This is a genomic window from Pseudomonas sp. SW-3 (assembly GCF_016615645.1).
In the GTDB taxonomy this organism is placed as follows: Bacteria; Pseudomonadota; Gammaproteobacteria; order Pseudomonadales; family Pseudomonadaceae; genus Aquipseudomonas; species Aquipseudomonas mandelii.
This window is the reverse complement of the sequence record NZ_CP067098.1, coordinates 5,210,388-5,231,145: the sequence shown is the minus strand read 5'-3', so window position 1 is coordinate 5,231,145 and position 20,758 is coordinate 5,210,388. Positions and strand designations below refer to the sequence as shown.

13 protein-coding genes are annotated in these 20,758 nt (G+C 59.5%); 8 read left to right on the top strand and 5 right to left on the bottom strand.

The window, feature by feature from the left end; genetic code table 11:
• Positions 1-39: 39 nt before the first annotated feature.
• Complete coding sequence (locus JIO00_RS23550; protein ID WP_077749806.1) at positions 40-1,422, bottom strand: carbohydrate porin; 1,383 nt, start codon at positions 1,420-1,422, stop codon at positions 40-42.
• 283 nt (positions 1,423-1,705) lie between these two features.
• On the opposite strand from JIO00_RS23550, the gene JIO00_RS23545 reads away from it, so the two are divergent.
• Together JIO00_RS23545 and JIO00_RS23540 are read left to right on the top strand one after the other, a co-directional pair.
• Positions 1,706-1,936, top strand: coding sequence for a VF530 family DNA-binding protein (locus tag JIO00_RS23545; RefSeq protein WP_007903672.1), 231 nt, complete (start codon positions 1,706-1,708; stop codon positions 1,934-1,936).
• A 2-nt stretch (positions 1,937-1,938) separates the two neighbouring features.
• Entirely contained in the window at positions 1,939-2,589 is a 651-nt protein-coding gene (locus JIO00_RS23540) for a Pr6Pr family membrane protein (protein WP_200666929.1), read from the top strand.
• A 173-nt stretch (positions 2,590-2,762) separates the two neighbouring features.
• Here JIO00_RS23540 and JIO00_RS23535 read toward each other — a convergent pair whose 3' ends face one another.
• Complete coding sequence (locus JIO00_RS23535; RefSeq protein WP_077749808.1) at positions 2,763-3,545, bottom strand: siderophore-interacting protein; 783 nt, start codon at positions 3,543-3,545, stop codon at positions 2,763-2,765.
• On the bottom strand, positions 3,542-4,120 hold the full coding sequence (locus JIO00_RS23530; RefSeq protein ID WP_200666927.1) for a PadR family transcriptional regulator: 579 nt from the start codon (positions 4,118-4,120) through the stop codon (positions 3,542-3,544). Before JIO00_RS23530 ends, JIO00_RS23535 begins: the two co-directional genes overlap by 4 nt.
• 517 nt (positions 4,121-4,637) lie before the next feature.
• Here JIO00_RS23530 and JIO00_RS23525 point away from each other — a divergent pair.
• The 5 genes from JIO00_RS23525 (at position 4,638) to JIO00_RS23505 (ending at position 10,301) form a co-directional block, all read left to right on the top strand.
• Positions 4,638-5,129 (top strand): CS1 type fimbrial major subunit, encoded by a 492-nt coding sequence (locus tag JIO00_RS23525; RefSeq protein ID WP_145308475.1) that lies wholly within the window; start codon positions 4,638-4,640, stop codon positions 5,127-5,129.
• Positions 5,130-5,243: 114 nt separating this feature from the next.
• Complete coding sequence (locus JIO00_RS23520) at positions 5,244-7,766, top strand: TcfC E-set like domain-containing protein (RefSeq protein WP_010457765.1); 2,523 nt, start codon at positions 5,244-5,246, stop codon at positions 7,764-7,766.
• Positions 7,767-7,804: 38 nt separating this feature from the next.
• Entirely contained in the window at positions 7,805-8,545 is a 741-nt protein-coding gene (locus tag JIO00_RS23515) for a hypothetical protein (RefSeq protein ID WP_010457763.1), read from the top strand.
• Positions 8,546-8,550: 5 nt separating this feature from the next.
• The gene (locus JIO00_RS23510; RefSeq protein ID WP_042933024.1) at positions 8,551-9,039 is read left to right on the top strand and encodes a CS1 type fimbrial major subunit; all 489 of its coding nucleotides are present in this window, start codon (positions 8,551-8,553) and stop codon (positions 9,037-9,039) included.
• Positions 9,036-10,301 carry a hypothetical protein gene (locus JIO00_RS23505; RefSeq protein ID WP_102599731.1) on the top strand — a complete coding sequence of 422 codons (1,266 nt, stop codon included), beginning with the start codon at positions 9,036-9,038 and terminating at the stop codon, positions 10,299-10,301. Before JIO00_RS23510 ends, JIO00_RS23505 begins: the two co-directional genes overlap by 4 nt.
• Positions 10,302-10,344: 43 nt before the next feature.
• On the opposite strand, the gene JIO00_RS23500 is transcribed toward JIO00_RS23505, so the two are convergent.
• Entirely contained in the window at positions 10,345-15,417 is a 5,073-nt protein-coding gene (locus tag JIO00_RS23500; RefSeq protein WP_200666925.1) for an NEL-type E3 ubiquitin ligase domain-containing protein, read from the bottom strand.
• Between the two features lie 150 nt (positions 15,418-15,567).
• Entirely contained in the window at positions 15,568-18,684 is a 3,117-nt protein-coding gene (locus JIO00_RS23495; RefSeq protein ID WP_154501557.1) for a transglycosylase domain-containing protein, read from the bottom strand.
• A 614-nt stretch (positions 18,685-19,298) separates the two neighbouring features.
• Here JIO00_RS23495 and JIO00_RS23490 point away from each other — a divergent pair.
• Positions 19,299-20,720: an amino acid permease gene (locus JIO00_RS23490; RefSeq protein WP_010457753.1), complete on the top strand. Its 1,422-nt coding sequence runs from the start codon at positions 19,299-19,301 to the stop codon at positions 20,718-20,720.
• Positions 20,721-20,758 lie beyond the last annotated feature (38 nt).

The window sequence follows — 20,758 nt, the reverse complement described above, 5'->3', positions numbered from 1 at the left end:
TTCGCGAGCAGGCTCGCTCCCACAGGTTTTGTGTGTGTCTTAAAAGGACGAGGTGATTTTTATCCCGCCAATCAGCGCGTCATCGACCTTGTCCACGCCACCGGGGTGGCGGATGTATTGCAGGTTCGGGCGCACGGTCAGCCAGTTCGTGACGTGCACGCCGTAATAGAGTTCGGCGCTGTATTCGGTGTCCTGGGGCGGCAGGAACGAGGGGTCGTCGTAGTCATAGACGACGCGGGCCTGGTTGGTCGCTTCGGCGTTCTTGCGATAGGCCGGGTTGACGTGAACCCGGGCGAGGGCAAAGCCGATGTCGTCCTTGGCGCGCGCATCGAACAGGCCTTTGTAGACGACGCCGGCCTGGACATAGTTGTCGATGGCGTTGGTCTTCTTGTCGTGCATCGTGCCGTTGGCGAACACGCTCAGGCCGCGCGAATTGTCGCTGGCTCGGCTGGTGATCTGCTGCTGCACACCCAGCCACACGCCGTGCTTGCTCGATGCGCTGCGGTAAGCCTCGCCGCTCAGGGCTGCCGGCTGACCATTGCTGTCCTTGTAGGCATCCGTGGCCTTGGCGTTGCTGTAGTAATAACCGGCGCGGTATTCGCCCGGCAGGCCGTTGAGTGTTGGTGACCACACCAGTTCGACCGGCAGAATCGCGCCCTGGGTGCCGCTGCCGCTGAGCTTGAAGCCGTTGCCGCGATCAAGGTTCGACGGGTTTTGCTCATACGCGCCGATTTGCGCGTAGAGCTCCGGCGTCAGGTGATATTTCACCCGCATTGCCCACTGGCTGACGGGCCAGTTGTACCAGATGCCGCCGACCCAGTTACCGACCTGCGAGCCGCAAAACGCCAGGTTCTGGAAGTCGCATGGGAAGCTGTTGAAGTCTTCGCCTTCGCCGAAACGGCCGACTTTGATGTCGAGTTTCTGGTCGAAAAATTTCTGCTGGTACCACATCTGCGTCAGGCGCCAGGTTTGCCCACGGCCCCAGACTTCCTGCGCCGAAGTGAAACCGCCGACACGCGGATCGTTGATCCGGTCGTTGCTGATGTTGTTGCCATTGCGCTCGGTGACGGTCAGCTGAAATTCAGCGTCGTCCCAGCCGAGGATTTTCTGCAAGTCCAGGTGCGTGCCGAAACCGAACTGGTCGCTGTAGCGTGCGGTGCGATCGTGGTCGTAGCCGCCGTGCAGATTGCTGCCCATTTCGCCGGTGTAATCGACTTTGAAGTCGTAGCCTTTTTCCGAAAGTTCGGTGCGCGTGCCATTCCAGTCGCCGAGCATCCAGGGCGATTCGCTATCGAAGGCGGGCGCGGCCTGGGTGCAGGTAGCCAGGCCAAAAGCAGTGAAACCACCGATCAGGTTCAGGGCTTTTCGACTGGCAATAGCGATGCAGACAGCGCTGTCTCGCGGAGTTGGGAAATCAGGCATAGAGAAGGAATTCTTGATCTTTTCTGGGGGGTGAACTGAAAGCGGCACTATGTCGCGCCTGGATGAAGCGTTTCAGCTTGACGGGCGCAAGGATAATGTTCTGTTACAAATAGAGAAAGCGCTTTTCGTGACATGAATTATTTCGTATTCGGTAACAGTGCCGGACAGCGATCGGTTCAAGTTCACCTACATTTACCAGAGAGCGCACAGAGCGCTTCCACCCGGCCACACCCTCGGCTAAGGTGCGCGGCTTCCAATCCCCTTCATCGCTCAAAGGCCCGGCATGACCGAACAGAACAATAACCCGCTGCACGGCGTGACGCTGGAGCAAATCCTCAACGCCCTGGTGGAGCATTACGAATGGTCGGGGCTGGCCGAGCGCATTGATATCCGCTGTTTCAAGAGTGACCCGAGCATCAAGTCGAGCCTGACCTTCCTGCGTAAAACCCCATGGGCGCGGGAGAAGGTTGAACGCTTGTACGTGAAGCTGATGCGCACCAAGCGCCCGCTCTGAACATGGGCTTTCTGTCGACGCCAGGTTCTGCCGCGAGGCGTCGTTTTGTGGCAGTGGCCGCTGTGCTGAGCTGGGCCGGACTGGCCATTCAGCTGTACCTGATTCTGTACTCGCGCTGGACACTGGAAGCGAGCTTGATCGGTGGGCTGCTGAGCTTTTTCAGCTACTTCACCGTGCTGACCAATACGTTGGTGGCGGTGGTGCTGACATGTGAGTGGACCTCTCGCGAGTCGGCGGCGCGACGCTGGTTTTTGCAGCCGTGGGTCAGTAGCGCCATTGCCGTGAGCATCGTAGTCGTCGGTCTGGCGTACAGCCTGTTGTTGCGCCATTTGTGGCATCCCGAAGGCTGGCAGTTTCTGGCCGATGAGTTGATGCACGACGTCATGCCGCTGCTGTTCCTGGCGTATTGGTGGTGGTGCGTGCCCAAGGGCACGTTGCGCCTGCGGCATCTCGGGTTGTGGGTGATCTATCCGCTGGTGTATTTCGCCTATTCATTGCTGAGGGGGCATGAGTTGGCGGTTTATCCCTATCCGTTCATTGACGTCGGCACCTTGGGTTATCCACAGGTGTTTTTGAATGCGGGTGGATTGTTGACGGGGTTTGTGGTGATTGCTCTGATAATGGTCGCATTGGACCGGTGGCGCGGTCGGTGAATACTGAGGGTGATGTGAAGGACTTTTGTGGCGAGGGAGCTTGCTCCCGCTGCGCTGCGCAGCAGTGCTTAAACCTGCAACCGGGTTTTAACTGAGTCACCACGCAGGCTGATTTTACGACTGCTTCGCAGCCGAACGGGAGCAAGCTCCCTCGCCACACTATCGAGTTGCAGTTATTCCTCGTCGCTGCCCTCCGCCCGCCAGTACCCCACGGCCTTGACGAATTGTTCATTCAAACCGTGCTCATCAAGCAGCACACGACGAATCTGCCGTGACACCTTGGTCTCGGTCGCCACCCACGCATACAGGTTGCCGCTCGGCACTTGCAGCTGCTTCACGGTGGTCAGCAAGTTGTCTTTGCCACCCTCGCGCAAGACCCAGATCACACTGACCTGCGCGGCGCTTTCCAGGCGTTGCTGCTCGGCGCCGTTCTCCACTTCCACAATTACCAGCGCACGACGATTGGCCGCCAGACCTTCGAGCCGGCAGGCGATGGCGGGCAGGGCGGTTTCGTCACCGATCAGCAAATAGCTGTCGAACATGTCCGGCACGATCATCGAGCCACGCGGCCCGCCGATGTGCAGGAACTGGCCGGGCGTGGCCTGCTCGGCCCAGGTCGAGGCGGGGCCGTCGCCATGCAGGACAAAATCGATGTCCAGTTCCAGGGTGTCGAGGTCGTAGCGACGCGGCGTGTAGTCGCGCATTGCCGGCATCGGCCCGTTGTCTTTGCCGGCGCCGAGCACCAGGGTTTCCAGTGCGGCGTGTTCGGCCGCGTTTTGCGGGAACAGCAGTTTGACGTGGTCGTCCGTGCCCAGGCTGACGAAGCCGGCCAACTCCGGGCCGCCCAGGGTGATCCGGCGCATCCGCGGGGTCAGGTCAACCACCCGCAGCACTTGCAGACGACGGCGTTTGACCTCGTGCATGACACGGTGAATGGTGTGCACAACTTCAGTCATTCGGCTTTCTCCTGGACGGGTTGAACGGCAGGGCCATCGACGATGGCTTTGGCGGTGTTGTTGAGCAGGTCGCGAACCCGCAGGATTTCTTCCGGGCTCCAGCGGCCGTGATGCATTTGCAGGGCGTGACGCAAGTTGTGCACCGCCTCGTGGATCTCGGCCGGACGATCATGGCCGCGCAATGAGCGCTTGCTGACCTCGATGCGCATTCGCACGCCGTCCAGCGCAATAGCCTGTTCGGTCAATGACAGACGTCCGGCGTCGGTGATGGTGTAGCGTTTTTTGCCGCCCTCGGCATCGCCCAGGATCATTTCGCTTTCTTCGAGAAAGGTCAGGGTCGGGTAGATCACACCGGGGCTGGGGCAGTAGGCGCCGTCGAACATGCTTTCGATCTGGCGGATCAGGTCATAGCCGTGGCAGGGCTGCTCCGCGATCAACGCCAACAGCAGCAGTTTCAGGTCGCCGGGGGCGAACACCCGGGGGCCGCGGCCGCCGCGTTCACGGCCGGGGCCTGGGCGTTTCTCGAAGCCGTCTCGGCTGTCGCTATGGTCGCGATGGGAATAATGGTCTCTCATTTCTGCGTCTTCTCTCGTCGTGTTTAGATACAACTTAAGATATATCTTTAGACAGACGCAAGCGTTCTGGACCAACGGTCGTTCTCGGCCACCGCTGGAGGTCCAGAAGCGATCAGCGATCAGCGATGAGGAATGCGGTATCGGTTGCTCTTTTAGAGCAATTGAACTAATCATGAAAGTTCATCGATTGATAATTATTCCACTGTCGCAAGATAAGTAGTCTTCGTCTGACGGAATTCAACTAGTTCGTATCTGTGTGCTTTTTCAATTAGAACTGTGTGTAGTCTTTCTCTGAGGGTAAAACAATCGAGTTGGCGTTTTTTCAATGTTTTTCCTATTGTTCGAACGCCATTGTTACTACATGTTCTTGGGAAGTTGCGTACTTACTTTTTCAAGGGATTGAACGATCATTCTTCGGCGTCGAAAGTTAAGTGAAATCGCCATCACCGTATGGAGAGATGTCGGCTTTCCAGACTTTCCTCGGCCCAATCCTTTGAAAAAATACAGGTACTCAATAATGTTCAAGACGTTTGCAATCGCCGTTCCCATGACCCTCCTGGCCCTGAGCACTTCGATGGCGTTCGCGGCGGAAGAATCGCGCACCTCCATCAACATTACCGCTGATATTCCGAGCAAGGTCTTCCACGCTCAGCCTGTAGACAAAGACTTCGGTAAAGACGAGAAAATGCAGTATGTCGTCGGCTCCGGCACCCTGACGGAAGTCCGTGGCACCTATGATATTCAACACACCAACGGCTCGGTCGGCGCTTATGTCGTGGGCGGTCCTACTCCGCTGTTCAACGGTAATCCAGCCTTGAACATTCCTCTGACCTATACCTTCAATGGCACGGAGTTGACCGCTGATTCTCAGGAAGTGGTCGGCGACACCGAGTCCAACGGCGGCATGCGCGCCGACCTGGTGATTACGGCAGAGAAGCCGGGCAACAGTCAGGTGGGGATCTACACCGCCAACCCGGTCGTCATCTTTGATGCCATTCCGCGCATCTGAAGCAAACGCGTGCTGTAAGTAAGTTCTGTCTTACTTGGCAACGTTCACCGATCGCCAGGGAGGTTGTGCCTGTCGATCGGGTTTCAACGAATTTATCTTCAGAGTATTTCGTTCATGTTCCCGATGACTCCCATCGCGACGGCGCTTGCCCTATGTTTTTGTGCGACTGCCCTGGCTGCGCCAGCGGACAACGGCCACACACCCCGAAGTCTGCTTGCGCAAGCCAAGGGATTACCGAGCGAGTTCGAAGAGCACTTCTTTGATGTGCCGCTGGCGGTGCGCGTGGAACTTGATCAGCAGTTTCTCGGTGAGGCGATGGTTGTGCTGACCCGCGACGATCGCATCACCCTCGTTGAATTCACCGATGTCAGCGATAGCACGATCAAAGCCAGCGAGCGCGACATCTGGGCCAACTACCTCAAACATGGCGTGGTGCTGGGCGCCTGCCAGGCCAATTGCCCCGAACAACTGCTGGCCGTGCACTACAGCCTGGAAAACTCGCTGGTGTCGATCCTCACGGAAAACGCCGAGCACGATGATCAGGTGCAGCGCTATTACAACCAGCCCGAAGACGGCAGCACCGGGTTGATCGTGCGCAACCAGCTGAACCTCAATGGCGGCCAGAACCAGGACCTCGGTGGTCGATACGGTCTGGAAGCGAGCAGCAGCCTGGGCAACTGGACCCAAGCGGTGAACCTGCAGTTGTCCCGCCTGGGCGGTGTGGACAATCAGCTCTATCACGCCGTGCATGAGCTCTTTACCCAGCGTGAACTGGAAGGCAACTTCCTGCGCCTGGGCTTGTTCACGCCCACCTCGGAAGGCCTGACGCGCCAGCCGCGCTCCTTCGGCGCCAGCCCTGACACCGCGCTCGGCGTCATGTACGGCAGCTCCGACAGCCTGGCCATCAATAACCCGAAACCGGCGGTCTACCCGATCTACGTCACGGCCAATCGCCAGGGCTCGGTGGAAATCTATCGCGACGGTTTGCTGATCAATACTCAGGCGATACCGGCTGGTTTGCAGACCCTCGATACGCGGCCATTGCCCGGCGGCATCTATGAAGTGGAAGTGCGGCTGATCGAAGACGGCCAGATCACCTCCAGCACGCAGGAGCTGGTCTACAAACCCAACAACTGGCGCAATCATGACGAGCGCTGGCGCTACAACCTGTTTGCCGGGCGTGAATCGAAAATGCTCAGCAACTGGGATGAGCAGGCCGATGGCGACATGACCGCTGGCGCCGCCTTCAACTTCCTGCTGCACCCGCGGGTGATTCTCGGCCTGTCGGGTCGGCAAGTGAAAGACACCCTGCAATACGGCACGTCGGTCGACTGGGCCATCGTCAACAACGCCAGCGTCTTCGCCAACGTCTACAAGACTCAGGACTACGGCACCGGTTTCGACGTGCAGGGGCTTTATTCCTACGGCAGCGGCAGCCTCGTCGCCAGCCATAACCGCAGCTGGCTCGACACCACCCGGCTCTACGACACCTTGCCCGACGGCACGCGCGTGCGGCAGCGCAATGTATTTATCGGCCAGACCAGCAACTCGTCCTTGTCACTCAATCATCGCCTCACCAGCAAAAGTTCGGTCAATGCCCGGGTGTCCCACAGCGAAGGCAACACCGAAGGGGTCGGCGTGGATCTGGGCTGGACTCAACGCACGCAACTGTTCGGCAGCGACGCCAATTGGCGCCTGTCGCTGTTCGACAGGCCGGGCAGCTTCAGTTCGGGCAATGATCGAAATCGCGGCCTTGACCTGAGCGTGAGCGTGGCGCTGGGTGGCCCGGGAGAGCAGCTCTCCGGCAGCATCGGCACCCGCACCGATCGCGATGGCGGGCGTGATAACAATGCCTCGATCACTTACCGCAAAGACTTGCAGGACCACCTGCTGCAAAGCGTTTCCGCCACGGCCATCACCGACACCTATGGCCTCGGTTTGAATGCGCTGGCGACGATGCAATCGGACCGGGTCAACGGCGACGGATTTATCCAGCGCTCGTCCTACAACAACGACCTCACCGGCGGCCTCAACCTCGACAGCACCGTGGCGGTCGGCGGGCAAAAGATGATCGTGACCAGCCAATACCACCGCAATGGCGCGGGCATGATCATCGATGTCGAGTCGGACATCGACGACATCACTTTACGCGCCGACGATCTGAGCGGCGGCAGCGCAGTCCTCAAGCCCGGACGCAATTTTGTGCCGATCACGGCTTACAAAAGCAGCTCCGTCAGTTTCGATTTCGAAGGCAATCACGTGCCTGCCGCGACCATCCAGCCGGCCCGTTCCAGTTATCACCTGAACAAGGGCGGCGTGGATTATCGCCAGATTCGCGTGATGCGAACCCTCACTGTCCTCGGTCGCCTGATCGACCCCCAGGGCAACCCGCTCAAGGGCCATCACATCATCAACCACGCCAGTCGCGGGGTCAGTGAGGTGGACGGCTTCTTCTCCATGGAAATGAACGCCGGTTCACCGACCCTGGAAGTGCGCCACGGCAACCAGTTGCTGTGCCAGTTCCGCCTCGACCCGAGCCGTGGCCACACGGAAAACAACGTGCTGATGATTGGTGATTTGCGTTGCACGCCGGACACGCTGGCGGACCTGACGCTTGAGACGCCGACGGCAGGCTGATGCCCGGCACCCCGCATTTTTTTATGAGGTAAATGACGATGAAACGTCGGTTGGCACTGATTGGTTTTTGTTTGTTCACCCAGACGGCACACGCCGGGCCGAACATCAATATCGGCACGGTCTACGACTACCTGGACGGCGACAAAAGTACCTTTTTGAAACGCGTCTATAACGGCGGCGACAGCACCGCTTTCGTCAAGGTCAACATCCTTGAAATCCTCTACGACGCCGATGGCAAGTCGCGGGAGGTGCCGCTCAAATCCAATGCCGAGGGCAATTCCCGGGATGGCTTGATGGCCAGCCCGGCGCGATTGATCGTGCCCGCCAGTGGCATGCAGGGCACGCGGTTGCTGTACATGGGCGAGCGCGACAAAGAGCGCTATTTCCGTGTGCGTTTCATACCGGTGGTGCCCGAGAAGGAAGACGAATTCGCCGTCTCCGGCGAGGAGCGTGAGCAGTACAGGAAAGCCCTGTCCGCCGGGGTCACGGTGCTGGCCGGGTATGGCGCGGTGTTTTTCGTTCGCCCCAAGGACCCGCGTTACGCCAGCGTGATCGAAAACGAGGCGGCCAGGTACCGGATCCGCAATACCGGCAACACCGTGGTGGTGATCGATGAGTTCAAGGATTGCTCGGTCAAGAACGACCAGGACTGCCAGCCGACCACCAAACATCATGTTCTGGCCGGGCGCCATTTCGAGTTCGAGAAACAGGCTGGCCGCGAGTACCGCTTCACGCTGGTTGAAGGCGAGAGCCGCAAGAAACTCGATGTGAAGGGCTGATGACTATGTTCAGACAACTGACGGTCCTGATGGTGTCGGCGATGGCCTGCCATGGTGCGTTCGCGGCCCGCGAAGTGCAGCACTTTGAAGTATTCGTGACGATCCCGAGCCAGGCGTTCTACGTCATTCCCGCAGACCCCGGCTGGATTCACCGCGAACAGTCATTGCCATGGAATCTGACGACCTCGACCCTGGGCGGCTTGCGCAAGTATTTCGATGTGAAGAGCGAAGCCGGTTCCATCGAAGCCCGCCTTGAGGGCCGGCCTTACTTGTCTAACGGGACGCAGGCCCATGACATTGGATTGCGCGTGCTGTTCAACGAAAAGTTGTTGAGCGAGGGGGAAAGCCGCGAGGTGGTTTCGCTGGTCGACGCCGCGCAGGGCAAGCGGGTTTTACTGGAAGTGCTGCCTGTGCCACCCGCCGATGGGGTTTACAAACCCGGCAACTATTTTGGAAGCGTCAACATGGTCTTCAACGCGGTGTTGCCCAAATGATGAATTTATTGAATAAGCGATCAGCCCGGACGTTGAAGGGGGCTGCATCGGCCAGCCTGCTGTGTGCGGTGTTTGCCCTGCCCATACAGGCCGCAGTGATGGACATCGAAGCGGTATTCGAGCCGGATTCCTCGAATCCGAATAATAACGTGTTCGTCAACATGACCCCGTCCGAAGGTTTTTGCCGGCAGATTCCACAGGCCTGTGCGCCCTATAAGCTGTTCAGCCTTATTGCGCCTATTTCCTTCACGGCGAATGCGCCAATCCTGGCCAACCATGCGGACCCGCGGCAAGGCGGAATGGCCCGCGTTCCCTCGGACTGGAGAGAGGTGGTGGTCACCCACGAGTCGGGTGATACCGAGGTGCTTTCCATTCGTATTGGCGGGATCGGGCACGAAGCCGCAACTCCCCGCCCTGTCACTGAACTGACCGGAGGAGGTTGGTGGGATGACTTGTGGGTAGGTGGCGGTTGGGCCTATGCGCCTATACCCTGTTCAAGTGTGGGTTGGCACTCGGCAGGGCCCTCGGGCTACAACAGTTTCTGGCGAGTCGCCAGAGGAGTGGGCGTGTGCAGCAAGACGGCGAGGTTCGATATTCCGCTTTCCTTTCGCTACCTGTACTTCGTGTTCGCTTATGAGCTGCGCACGCCTAACCCCCTGACCATGAAGACGGGCAAATACACCGGCACCATGCCGTACACCGTCGGTCCGCGTCAGGACTTCGACATGGGCGATGTCATGATCCCCAGTGACAACCAACTGACCCTCAACTTCTCTCTGGATGTTCGGCACACCCTCAAGGTCGAGATTCCACCCGGTGGCAATCGCGTTGAACTGGTTCCGCAGGGCGGCTGGCAAGCCTGGCTGACCCAAGGGCGCAAGCCCACACGGCTGTTTCGTGATCAGACGTTCAATGTGTCTTCATCGAGTCGCTTCAAGATGAGCCTGGACTGCCAGTACAGCACCGATGGCAACCGCTGCTCGGTGCGCGACCCGGCTTCAGGCCATGTCGTGCCGCTCGACGTCAGCGTGACCCTGCCCAATGGCTTGGTGGATGCCACCGATCAACCGGTCAGCCGTCGGCTGTTACGGCGCGACGGCAGTGGTACCGAGCTGTTCCAGCCGCGCTTTTATGTCGATCGCAAACCGGGCACGTTGCACTTCGAGATTGCGCAGGATGAGGTCGAGGAAATGATCAAGCCCGGTGTCGCCAGAACGTACTCGGGCACTGTCACGGTGGTTTGGGATTCGGAAGTGGGTTAAGCGTGACCCCTGATACATCACCCGATGCATCAGGGGTTGCCGATTACGACTGTGCGTCTTTTTGCAGCGCTGCGCGGGTGAGTTTTCTGCTCAGCTCTTTTTCTTCGTAACCCATGTCGTGCAGCAATTGGCCGTAGACCTCATCGGTCATGTCCTGGTCCGTCAACACCACACTGTCATCGATATTCAGGCGCCGGGCGAGGTCTTGCAGACGCTGTTTGAGGGCGCGTCGTTGTGCAATTTGCTGGCCCTTGGAACTGGCCCAGGTGTGTTGGACTTCGCGTAACTCATCGAGCAAGTCGCTCTTGGTTTCGTAAAACCGGGTATTGCGCCGGAATTCGTTCGGATAAGTGTCCTGCAGGTATTTCTGCCAGAACGGCTGTTCGATCATGTCGTTGACCAACCCATCGCCGGCCTCCATCGACATCACCGTCTCGAAGGCGGTGTCGATGGTTTTGGTGTTCACACCGGCGATGGTGCGAAACAGCATCGTCTCCGATTGCCACGGTAAACCGAGGCGTTGAGCCAGGCCGGTTTCGTAGGCAAGGTACACCTCGACCTCATCCGGATTGCCCGGGCGGCTGCCGAAATCGGCACGGGCAATGTCATCCACGCGCGCGAGGCGAGCGGCACCTCTGGCCAGGTTCACCAGTTTGCTTTCAAGCACGGCGTTGGACGTCGACAAGGCATAGGCTTCGGAGGCGAGCACCTTGATGCCCATGTGGTTGAACACCTGGGCCCCGGCATCGGCACAGGTGGTAGGCGCCCTGGCCATTTCGAACAGATCCTTGCGCAGCTCGGTGTCCAGGTCGATGGCTTCAATCATGCGCCATACCCGGCTGCTGAGTTGTTGGCGCAATTCACCACCGGCCTTGTAATCGGCCGAACGGGTCTGCTTCTGGATCAATGCAAAGAAATCCTTGGCGCCGGGCTCGGTCATCAATTCGTGCCAGGCTTCCTCGCGGAAGGTCCCCAACCCTGAGACCTCGGCACTCCACCAGACCGAATCGTCTTGCATCGGCCACAGTTCTATCGCGTCACGCGCCGCGTCGATGTAGACCTGCTCGGGCGCGAGGCCGACTGACCGTCGATACGCCTTGAAGGTGATCAGGTTGGCGTCCGAGAGCTGCTCTTCGTACAAGCGGGTCCGGGCCAGGAGGAAGGCATCTTCCGAGCCGGGCACGACTTTCGGAATGACCCTGATCGGGTTCTCCTGCATATCCAGAAAGAAGCCGCGCGGTCGACGTTTGTTGGAGGGCCCGAACAGGCCGTCGGGCCAGGTGGTAGCGCCCGTGTTGCTCAAGCTCAGGATTCTCAGCCTGGGCATGCGTCCGACGTCCGGAAGCAGGCCCAGCTTCGCGTTGTCATCGAGCCTGAGGGTTTCCAGGCGGGTCAGATTTCGCAGTTGCTCGACAGCGGAGGGGGTCAACGTGATGTCGTTGTTCATCAGTCGCAACGTGCGCAGGTGGTGCATCTTGCCGATGGTGTCGGGAAGTCGCGTCAGGCCGCAGCTACGGGCGCTCAGTTGTCGCAGATGAGGGAAGGCGCCCAAGAGGCCGGAGGTGGTTTCGGAAAAGGTCGTGCGGTCCAGATTCAAGGTGCTGATCTGATCGAGGTAGCGTTTGATATCCGGCAGTTCCTTCCACCAGCGTTCGAGGTCGAGCACCTGGAACTCTGTGGACAGGTCCAGCGCATACCCGCCGTCGGCCGTGATGCTGCGTTCACCAAAAACCGTAGGCTTGCGTTTGAAACAGTCGATAAAGCGTTCGGCAATGTGCAACCCGCCACTGTTGACGAACCCGCGCTGATCCGGCCCCCAGCTATCCGGCTGCTGGTAGCGCCAGCGATTCAACAGTACTCGCAGGTCGTCCAGTTCGCGGTCCAGTCGGGTCAGTGTCTGGTGCCCTTGCTCCTGCGAACCGAGGGATCGAACGAAGGTATTGACCTCGCGGTCGTTGAAGTGAGGGTAAATGTCCTGCACCCGTTGGGTGAGCGTGGGGGCGACTGTGGAGAAGCCGGGACCGCGCAACAGGATCATGTCTTCATGGTCAGCCAGCGGACGGATCGGCGGGGCGGCGAGCGCCGTGCGGCGCTGCGCCGGTGTCTCGGTCTTGGCCATCACCCATTGCTTGAAGAAGCCCCCCTGGCCTGGCCGATAACCCAACTGCGCCAGTTTGTTTTTCGGCAGGGCGTTGAGAACGGCTTCGTAAAAGTCAGTGGCGTCGTGCAGTTTTCGGTTGTCACCGTCCCAGACTTCGAACCGGTTGCCATCGTCCTTGACCAGCACCCGGACCATCGACGCGTCTTCGGCCCCTACACGGCTACGCAAGGGACCGGCATCGTTGCCTTCACGAACCTCGATGCGCAATTGCGCGAACGTGTCGGTATGAATCCTCAAGGCGTTCAGCACCAGGCTTTCGGTTTGCGCCACCCACTGCGCGCCGTCCTGGAAGCCTTCATAGGCGTGGTTGGTCCGGGCTTCGAAGGCCGCCTCACGGGCGCGGCTCTTGAGGCTCAAGGGCAGTCGTTGCGTTTGGGTCATGCGCTTGAGGTCGGCAGCGTCAGTGGTGTTCAGCAGCGTCGCGGCGGCACGGGACGGTAACTCGGGAAAGGTGTGGCGCATGAGTCGCAGCGGCGGATCGTCGAACGCCTGGGCCCCTTGGTAAAGCTGATTGATGATGTCTGGGGTCAGCCGATCGGCTTCGTCCGCCAGTCGATTGCGCAAGGCTTGCACCCGTTCACGTTGGGCGGTGGACCGACCGAGCACGGCGTGCAGTTCTTCTTCGTTGAGAAACTCGACAAGGTCTGGCGCAAATTGCTCGCTCATGAGGTTGGACAAACTGGTGGACAGGGTCTGTTCGGCCGTCGCATCGGCATTGCCGTACTGGCGGAACCGGCCGCTCATGTCGGCGTTTTCGTAGACCTTCAGGGCTTTGTCCGCGGGCCAGCCGTCCAGGTAAGTCGCCAGCGGTTCAAACCAGTAGGAGGAGGGATCCAGAGGCTGGCCTGAACGAATCCTCTCGATGGCCTGGCGGGTCTGGCGCTGGATGTTCAAGCGGGTGAGGCTGTCGTCGAGTAACGGTGGCGGGGCCGTGTTGTCGACGTACATCCGGCGCAGCGCACCGTCGTCGGTACCGCTGGCGATGCGAACGGCTTCGAGTTCCGCGTCGCTGAAGCCCTCCACGGTGTGGCCGAGACGGCGCATCAACGTCGGACGATCCCAGGCTCGCGGGTGCTCGGCTTCATGGGTCCAGGCGCCGAGGCCGTTGTGTTTCAACTCGGGCAGGTAAGCATTGTCGCGATGCGGGTGTTTGACCCGGTAGTTGCCGGTTTGCGGATCCTTTTGCACGGCGTAGTGCTTGTCATCCAGCGGCAGAACCGCCTCGCCCTCGTGAGCGTGCAGCCCCAGCGCGTCAGGTCTGGAGTCCGGCGATAACTGCACATCCGGCCATTCATAAGGTTTGAGGTCGGGGTGCCACAGCCGGGGTTCGCCATTGGGCAGGGTGACCGGTTTCATGCCTTCGATCAGCGGCGACAGTTTCAGGCGTGCCAGCGCACCGATCTGCGCACCGGCGGCGAACGCTTCCAGCTGAAGAACATCGGTGACCAGGCCGACAATGTGTTCGGTGGCTTCAGTCCACAGTCCCAGGGTCATGTCGACGAGGCCTTCGATGGCGTCGCTGGCCATCTGATAAGCCATGTAGCCCATCATCAGCTGGCCCAGTCCGGGCACGAACGGCGTGACGACCATCAGGGCGATGTTGAAGATGTCCGAGACGATTTTCTTGAAGTTCTCCCACCAGGCCCATCGTGCATGGGTATCGGCATCGGCGGTGGACACGGCGATGTGACGGGCGTCATTGAGGACCTTGTTGAGCTTTTGCTCGAACAGGTACTGCCACAGTTCGCCGCTGATCGGTGCGGTGTTGAACTGCAGACGAGGGGCAGTGATAGCCTCTTCGCGCCAGCTCGGCCTCGGGTCAAGCGGCTCTTTGCGATGCCATTTCACTTGGAACAGGCGTTGTTGCAACCCGCCGAAAAAATGCCCCCGATCGGATTGATCGACGAACCGGCTGAAGAATTGCTGGTAGGTCATGCCGGTGGAGGAGATGACAGCGTTGTCGCGCAGCTGACGCGTCAGCTCTTTCATCAGCGCGAGGGTCGAGGGGTACTCTTTCAGCGGGTGCTCGGGGTCTTGTGGGACATACGCGAAGATCGGCACTACCTTATGGACCCGGTTCAGATCCGGCGTAATCAAGACGATGCCGGTCAGCAGGCTGTCGAGCATGGACAGTTTGGCGAACTGCATGATTCGGCCTTTGCGGGTGAGGTTGCGCTGGCCATCGAGCATCATCAGGATCAGGTCACCGGCATCGGCGTCGATGTCGCCCTTCAGGACGGCCAGCTGAGCGGCCGCTTTAAACGCGGCTTTCTCGTTCTCGATGATCTTGTGTTTCAAAACCACTTGGGCGAGGCCATCCCTGGGCCGCAATTGTTCTTCGAGGTATTTCGTGTAGCGCGCGCCAATGTCCAGCGTGCGACACAGGGTCTGGAACTGGGCGATGGACATTTTGCGTTTGATCGCCAGGGTGTCGAAATGCCCGCGGGCATCGGGCTGGCTGATGAAGTTCGAGTCCGCCTCGCAGGTTTCGCGGCTCGCGAAGTTATGCAAGGCCGCGTCCAGCAGCGAAACGGTGCGGGTCACCACGCCGTTGAGATTGCTGGCATACCAGGGGAGCTGTTTGGGTAGATAAAGGTGCAGGTAAGTGGTCTTTACATCGACGTCGACACCGAACTGTTCCAGCAACGCCCTGGTCAGCAACGGTTCGGCGAATTCGTAAACGCCTTGGACCTTGTCCATGACCCGGTCGACAGTGTTTTGAGCGGACCAGAGTTCGAGGTTGGCGTGTTGTAGCGGGGAGTGATCGAAACCCGTGGTGCTCTGTACCCAATACCCTGAAGCCGTTTGCGTGAGGCTCAGTTCCCGGATCCGTCGCAGTGACGCGTCCTTGAACGTGGGGTGGATACGGCTTTTGATGAAATCGTAGTGGCGACCTTTATTGTCATCCGCCCCCCGTGTCGGTCGCGCTGATATACGTCCGTGTAAGTCAGTCATGCTTTTAATAAACCTTGAGCGTTAAGTGGAATGACCAGCCTAACGCCCGAGGCTCAAAGTAAAAGCCTGAATTACCGCTGCTTAATCAGTGTCAGCCGCCCATAAACATTGGAATTACCAATGCCGAAAATAGGTAATTACCGCCTTTTTTCAGCGCCGTGCGACCTCCACCGGCAGGCATTGTGTATGCGCACCCGGTTGCAGATAGGGCGTGAGAATCGGTGCCATGCCTTTGAGCACTTGCACGGGCAGCGCCGAGGTGAACTTGAAGGCCTCGGCGGTGCGCCCGGGCACGAAGGCGGTCAACGTACCGAAGTGGCTGTCACCGATATAGAACACGAAAGTGGCGGTGCGGTTGATCGACTTCGAACTCAGGATCCGCCCGCCGGAACCAATGGCTTCGATGCGGTTGTCCCCGGTCCCGGTCTTGCCGCCCATCGCCAGGGGTTTGCCATCGGGGGTGATGAAACTGCCGGACACCCGTTTGGCCGTACCGGCATCCACAACCTGCGACAACGCCTCACGCATGGCCGTGGCCACTTCGGACGGCATCACTCGTTTGCCGGCGTCTGGGTCATTGATCAGTTTGGTTTCATACGGGGTGTTCGCCGCGAAGTGCAGGGTGTCGATGCGCAATGTCGGCATGCGCACACCATCGTTGAGGATGGTGCCGATCAACTCGCCCAAGGCGGCCGGGCGATCGCCGGAACTGCCGATGGCGGTGGCTAGCGACGGTACCAGGTGATCGAACGGGTAACCGACTTTCTGCCAGCGCTGATGAATGTCCAGGAACGCTTCGATTTCCAGCATGGTGCGAATACGGCTGTCGCGGGCGCCCTTGTGACGACTCTTGAACAGCCAACTGTAGACTTCCTGACGCTCGAACTGGCTGGCTTTGACGATCTGGCTCCACTTGGCATCCGGGTTGTTCAGCAGGTAGCCCATGAGCCACAGGTCCAGCGGGTGAACCTTGGCGATGAAACCCTGATCCGGCAAGTCGTAGGCGCCGGGGCTGTAATTTTCGTAGAGCCGTTGCAGGCGTTCGTCGGTGAGTTTTTCGGTGAGCTTGGCGCCTTTGAGGTGCGCGCGCACGAAGGCATTGAAGCTTTCCTGGCTGGCCTGGGGCAGCAAATAGCGGTGCACCGCCGCCAGGCGAATCGGCGTCGGACGCATGCTGTCCAGGAAGGTGTCGAGCCGCGCCTGGGTGTCCTTGTTTTTGTATTTCTTCCAGAACTTGAGCAGGAACGAAGTCCCTTCGCGGTCGGCGAAACTGGCCAGGTATTCCTGACGCCGCGGGTCGCGATCGTCCTTGAGCAATTCGGCGCTGTTGTTGGGGCCGGAGTACGTCGTGTAGCGCACCAGGTCACGCATCAGGCGAATGAACGGCAGGTTGATCGACTCACGCAACGCATCACGCAGGGTTGGAATGCGACCGTTGTCTTCCTTGCGGAAGTTGACGAAGGTGTGCAGCCCGCCGCCGGTGAAAAACGCTTCGCCGGGGCTGGCCGAATATTTACGATCCAGCGCGGCACCGAGCATGGCCGGCAGGTTGCGGTCCTTGTTCTCAATCAGGTAGTCGATGGCCCAGCGACTCAGGCGATCCTGATCGGGGATGTCGACTTTCTTCAGTTCCGGGACGGTCATTTCGGCATATTTATCGTGCAGCTCGGCCATGATTTGCAGGTAGGTGGTGAGCACGCGCATTTTCGCGGTAGAGCCCAGTTCCAGCTTGCTGCCTTCATTGATGTCGAATGGCTGGTCGGTGCTGTCGGTCTGTACCCGCACGCGCGCGCCGTCCGGTGTCAGCTCGAACAACGTGAAGCTGTAGCGCACCTGAGTGGTGCTGGTGGGGGTGAGCAAGCGTTCGCCCATCAGCCCGATTTGTGTGGCGAACGCCGGGTCGGCCAGGCGCTTGAGATACTCGGTAGCCTGGCTTTGCAATTCACCTTGCAGGGTGCTGGTGGCGGAAAGGTCGAGGCGGTCGAGATCGTACAGCGGACGATTGAGCAACCCGCCCAGACGGCTGCGCGCCACGCTGATGCCTTTGTTGGTTTCAATCGGCTGGATGGTCGGCTGGGTCTGCCAGTCGCGGTAGGTCACCTGGCTGGCCAGGGCGGCGGCGGCGAAGGGCGCGTCGATCACGCCATTCGCCGCCAGCAGGCGGATGTGGCTGTCGGTGAGGTCGGCCAGTTCATCATGACCCTTGGTCAGGTAATGAGAAGGGCGGCGCTGGGCGATCATCAGCGAGAGCATTTCACGCAGCGCCAGGCCTTTTTCGGCCATGCTCTTGGGGTCCGTGTCGGTGCTGGCCAGCCGTTCGTTGGCCTTGTTGAAGTCGGCGCCGTACCAGACGCGCAACCCTTCGGCCATGCCATGCACTTCACCGTGTCCCGGTACCGCCGACAGCGGCACGCTATTGAGGTAATCGCGCACCACATTTTGCCGGACCTGCAAGGTTTCCGGCCCCGCTTGATAAGCACGCACGGTGGCGGAAATCATCTGCCGGATCTTTTCCGCGCCTGACACCGTCAGGCCATCGGGCGAGTGCCGGTATTTCTCCAGTTGCGTCGCCAGCGTACTGCCGCCCGCCGACTGCCCTGGTATATGCAGCAACTTGGCAACCTGGGACCAGATCGCCATGCCGAACCGTGGCCAGTCCACGGCGGGGTTGGCCAGGGGCTGACGAGGATCGAGCAAAAAGCGGTTTTCAATAAACAGCAGGCTGCTGACCACCACAGGCGGAATCGACTCAAAGCTTGAATACAGCTGTTGGGGGTATTTGTACTGGTACAGCGGTGCCGCACGGCAATCGGTGATCGACAGTCCAGCCTGTATTTTCTCCGCGTAAGGCACGAAAAAGCCCTTGTCGGTGTAGTTCATCAGCTTTTCAGAGAAGCGGGTTTGCGACGCAATGACGTAGTCACGCTTGAGCAATCGCGGCAGAAACTCACCCAGCGAGCTGTAGCCCAGACGCAAGTCGAAAGGGCCTGCGCCTGGATAGCGAATCGCGTCGCTGGGGCCGGGTTTCATTTCGTAACTCAGGGAGGCGGCGAATTTGCTGACCTCGCGGGATTGAAACTTCGAGGTACGCATTTCCTTGGCAGCGGCAAGCCCCAGGACAATCAGGATAATAATCAGCAACAACCAAAACGCCCCCCAGCCATGCTTTGTGCGACTGCCAGGGGGTTTTTCAGGAATAGGCGCTTCATCCACACGTTCAGTCGGGACCACAGTTTTACTCGTATCGGTTTGCCATAACGCGCCCATAGTCGACTGATCCATTCACGCAGATTGATCTGACTTGTCTGAAGCTTAGTCGGTGGTTGGCGATGGTGAAGAAATTGTGGACGCACAGATCTCAAATATTCCCCATTCCCTGTAGCGAGGGAGCTTGCTCCCGCTGGGCTGCGAAGCAGACCCGAATTTGCCATCTCGGTCTTTCAGTAGAACCGCGATCACCGGTTTTGCGACTGCTGCGCAGCCGAGCGGGAGCAAGCTCCCTCGCCACAGGTAGTGCCTGCCTGAAATGCCCTTCCTAGACACGTCGAATAGCAAATAAGGCCCGGCCAGGGGCATGACGATGCACCAATGCTGTGCAATACTCGGCGGCGTTTCAGTTGGTGAAAGATCCTACAAAAGTCAGGTAATGCCCCTCCGCTAACCGGGCTTTTCCCGAGAGTTCTGGCTGAATGTTGTGGTTTATAGAGTGAAAAACCCTGTACGAAGCTTTTTATACTGCACGCCCCGCTGATCTTGCCGGTGTTGTCCTGCAAGACGGGTTTGCTCACGAAGCAGGCCCGGTTTCTCAGAAGCAATGGCTTACCGGTCAGCGCTTTGTTACTCGGTGGTCATATCCAATAACAAGACGAGGTTGTACCCCTATGCCAGTCGGCAATCATCTGCCCCATGGCGAGACCGCTCAGGGCGGCCCGCTTAAACGCGAACTCGGCGAACGGCATATCCGCTTGATGGCGCTCGGAGCGTGTATCGGCGTCGGTCTGTTCCTCGGTTCGGCCAAGGCCATCGAAATGGCCGGCCCCGCCATCATGCTGTCCTACATCATCGGCGGTCTGGCGATCCTGGTGATCATGCGCGCCCTCGGTGAGATGGCCGTGCACAACCCGGTCGCCGGCTCCTTCAGCCGTTACGCTCAAGACTACCTCGGCCCCTTGGCGGGCTTCCTGACAGGCTGGAATTACTGGTTCCTGTGGCTTGTGACCTGTGTCGCGGAAATCACCGCCGTGGCGGTGTACATGGGCGTCTGGTTCCCTGATGTGCCGCGCTGGATCTGGGCACTCGCCGCGTTGATCAGCATGGGTTCGATCAACCTGATCGCGGTGAAAGCCTTCGGTGAATTCGAGTTCTGGTTCGCCCTGATCAAGATCGTCACCATCATTGCGATGGTGATCGGCGGTATCGGCGTGATCGCGTTCGGTTTCGGCAATGACGGCGTGGCGCTGGGGATTTCCAATCTCTGGGCCCACGGCGGCTTCATGCCCAACGGCGTGCAAGGCGTATTGATGTCGCTGCAGATGGTGATGTTCGCCTACCTCGGTGTCGAGATGATCGGCCTGACCGCCGGTGAAGCGAAGAACCCGCAGAAGACCATTCCCAACGCGATCGGCTCGGTGTTCTGGCGGATTCTGCTGTTCTACGTCGGCGCGTTGTTCGTGATCCTGTCGATCTACCCGTGGAACGAAATCGGCACCCAGGGCAGTCCGTTCGTGATGACGTTCGAACGCCTGGGGATCAAGACCGCGGCCGGCATCATCAACTTTGTGGTAATCACCGCAGCGCTGTCGTCCTGCAATGGTGGCATCTTCAGCACCGGGCGCATGCTTTACAGCCTGGCGCAGAATGGCCAGGCCCCGGCCGGTTTTGCCACCACGTCGAGCAACGGCGTGCCCCGTCGCGCGTTGCTGTTGTCGATCTTCGTGCTGTTGCTGGGCGTGCTGCTCAACTACATGGTCCCGGAAAAAGTCTTCGTCTGGGTGACGGCGATTGCCACTTTCGGCGCGATCTGGACCTGGGTGATGATCCTGCTGGCCCAGCTCAAGTTCCGCAAAGGCCTGAGTGCCAGCGAACGTGCCGGTCTGAAATACAAGATGTGGCTGTACCCGGTCAGCTCGTACCTGGCGCTGGCGTTCCTGGTGTTGGTGGTCGGCCTGATGGCTTACTTCCCGGAAACCCGCGTGGCGCTGTACGTCGGCCCGGCGTTCCTGGTGCTGCTGACGGTGTTGTTCTACGTGTTCAAGCTGCAACCGACCAATGTGTCGCAAGGTGCGGTGCGTTCGGCTGCGTAAGTCGTAACGCCTGAAACGCAAAAGCCCCGGTCCATTGG

Coding starts and splice junctions, on each gene's coding strand:
- JIO00_RS23550 (WP_077749806.1), bottom strand. CDS start 1,422: ATGCCTGATTTCCCAACTCCGCGAGACAGCGCTGTCTGCATCGCTATT.
- JIO00_RS23545 (WP_007903672.1), top strand. CDS start 1,706: ATGACCGAACAGAACAATAACCCGCTGCACGGCGTGACGCTGGAGCAA.
- JIO00_RS23540 (WP_200666929.1), top strand. CDS start 1,939: ATGGGCTTTCTGTCGACGCCAGGTTCTGCCGCGAGGCGTCGTTTTGTG.
- JIO00_RS23535 (WP_077749808.1), bottom strand. CDS start 3,545: ATGACTGAAGTTGTGCACACCATTCACCGTGTCATGCACGAGGTCAAA.
- JIO00_RS23530 (WP_200666927.1), bottom strand. CDS start 4,120: ATGAGAGACCATTATTCCCATCGCGACCATAGCGACAGCCGAGACGGC.
- JIO00_RS23525 (WP_145308475.1), top strand. CDS start 4,638: ATGTTCAAGACGTTTGCAATCGCCGTTCCCATGACCCTCCTGGCCCTG.
- JIO00_RS23520 (WP_010457765.1), top strand. CDS start 5,244: ATGTTCCCGATGACTCCCATCGCGACGGCGCTTGCCCTATGTTTTTGT.
- JIO00_RS23515 (WP_010457763.1), top strand. CDS start 7,805: ATGAAACGTCGGTTGGCACTGATTGGTTTTTGTTTGTTCACCCAGACG.
- JIO00_RS23510 (WP_042933024.1), top strand. CDS start 8,551: ATGTTCAGACAACTGACGGTCCTGATGGTGTCGGCGATGGCCTGCCAT.
- JIO00_RS23505 (WP_102599731.1), top strand. CDS start 9,036: ATGATGAATTTATTGAATAAGCGATCAGCCCGGACGTTGAAGGGGGCT.
- JIO00_RS23500 (WP_200666925.1), bottom strand. CDS start 15,417: ATGACTGACTTACACGGACGTATATCAGCGCGACCGACACGGGGGGCG.
- JIO00_RS23495 (WP_154501557.1), bottom strand. CDS start 18,684: ATGGGCGCGTTATGGCAAACCGATACGAGTAAAACTGTGGTCCCGACT.
- JIO00_RS23490 (WP_010457753.1), top strand. CDS start 19,299: ATGCCAGTCGGCAATCATCTGCCCCATGGCGAGACCGCTCAGGGCGGC.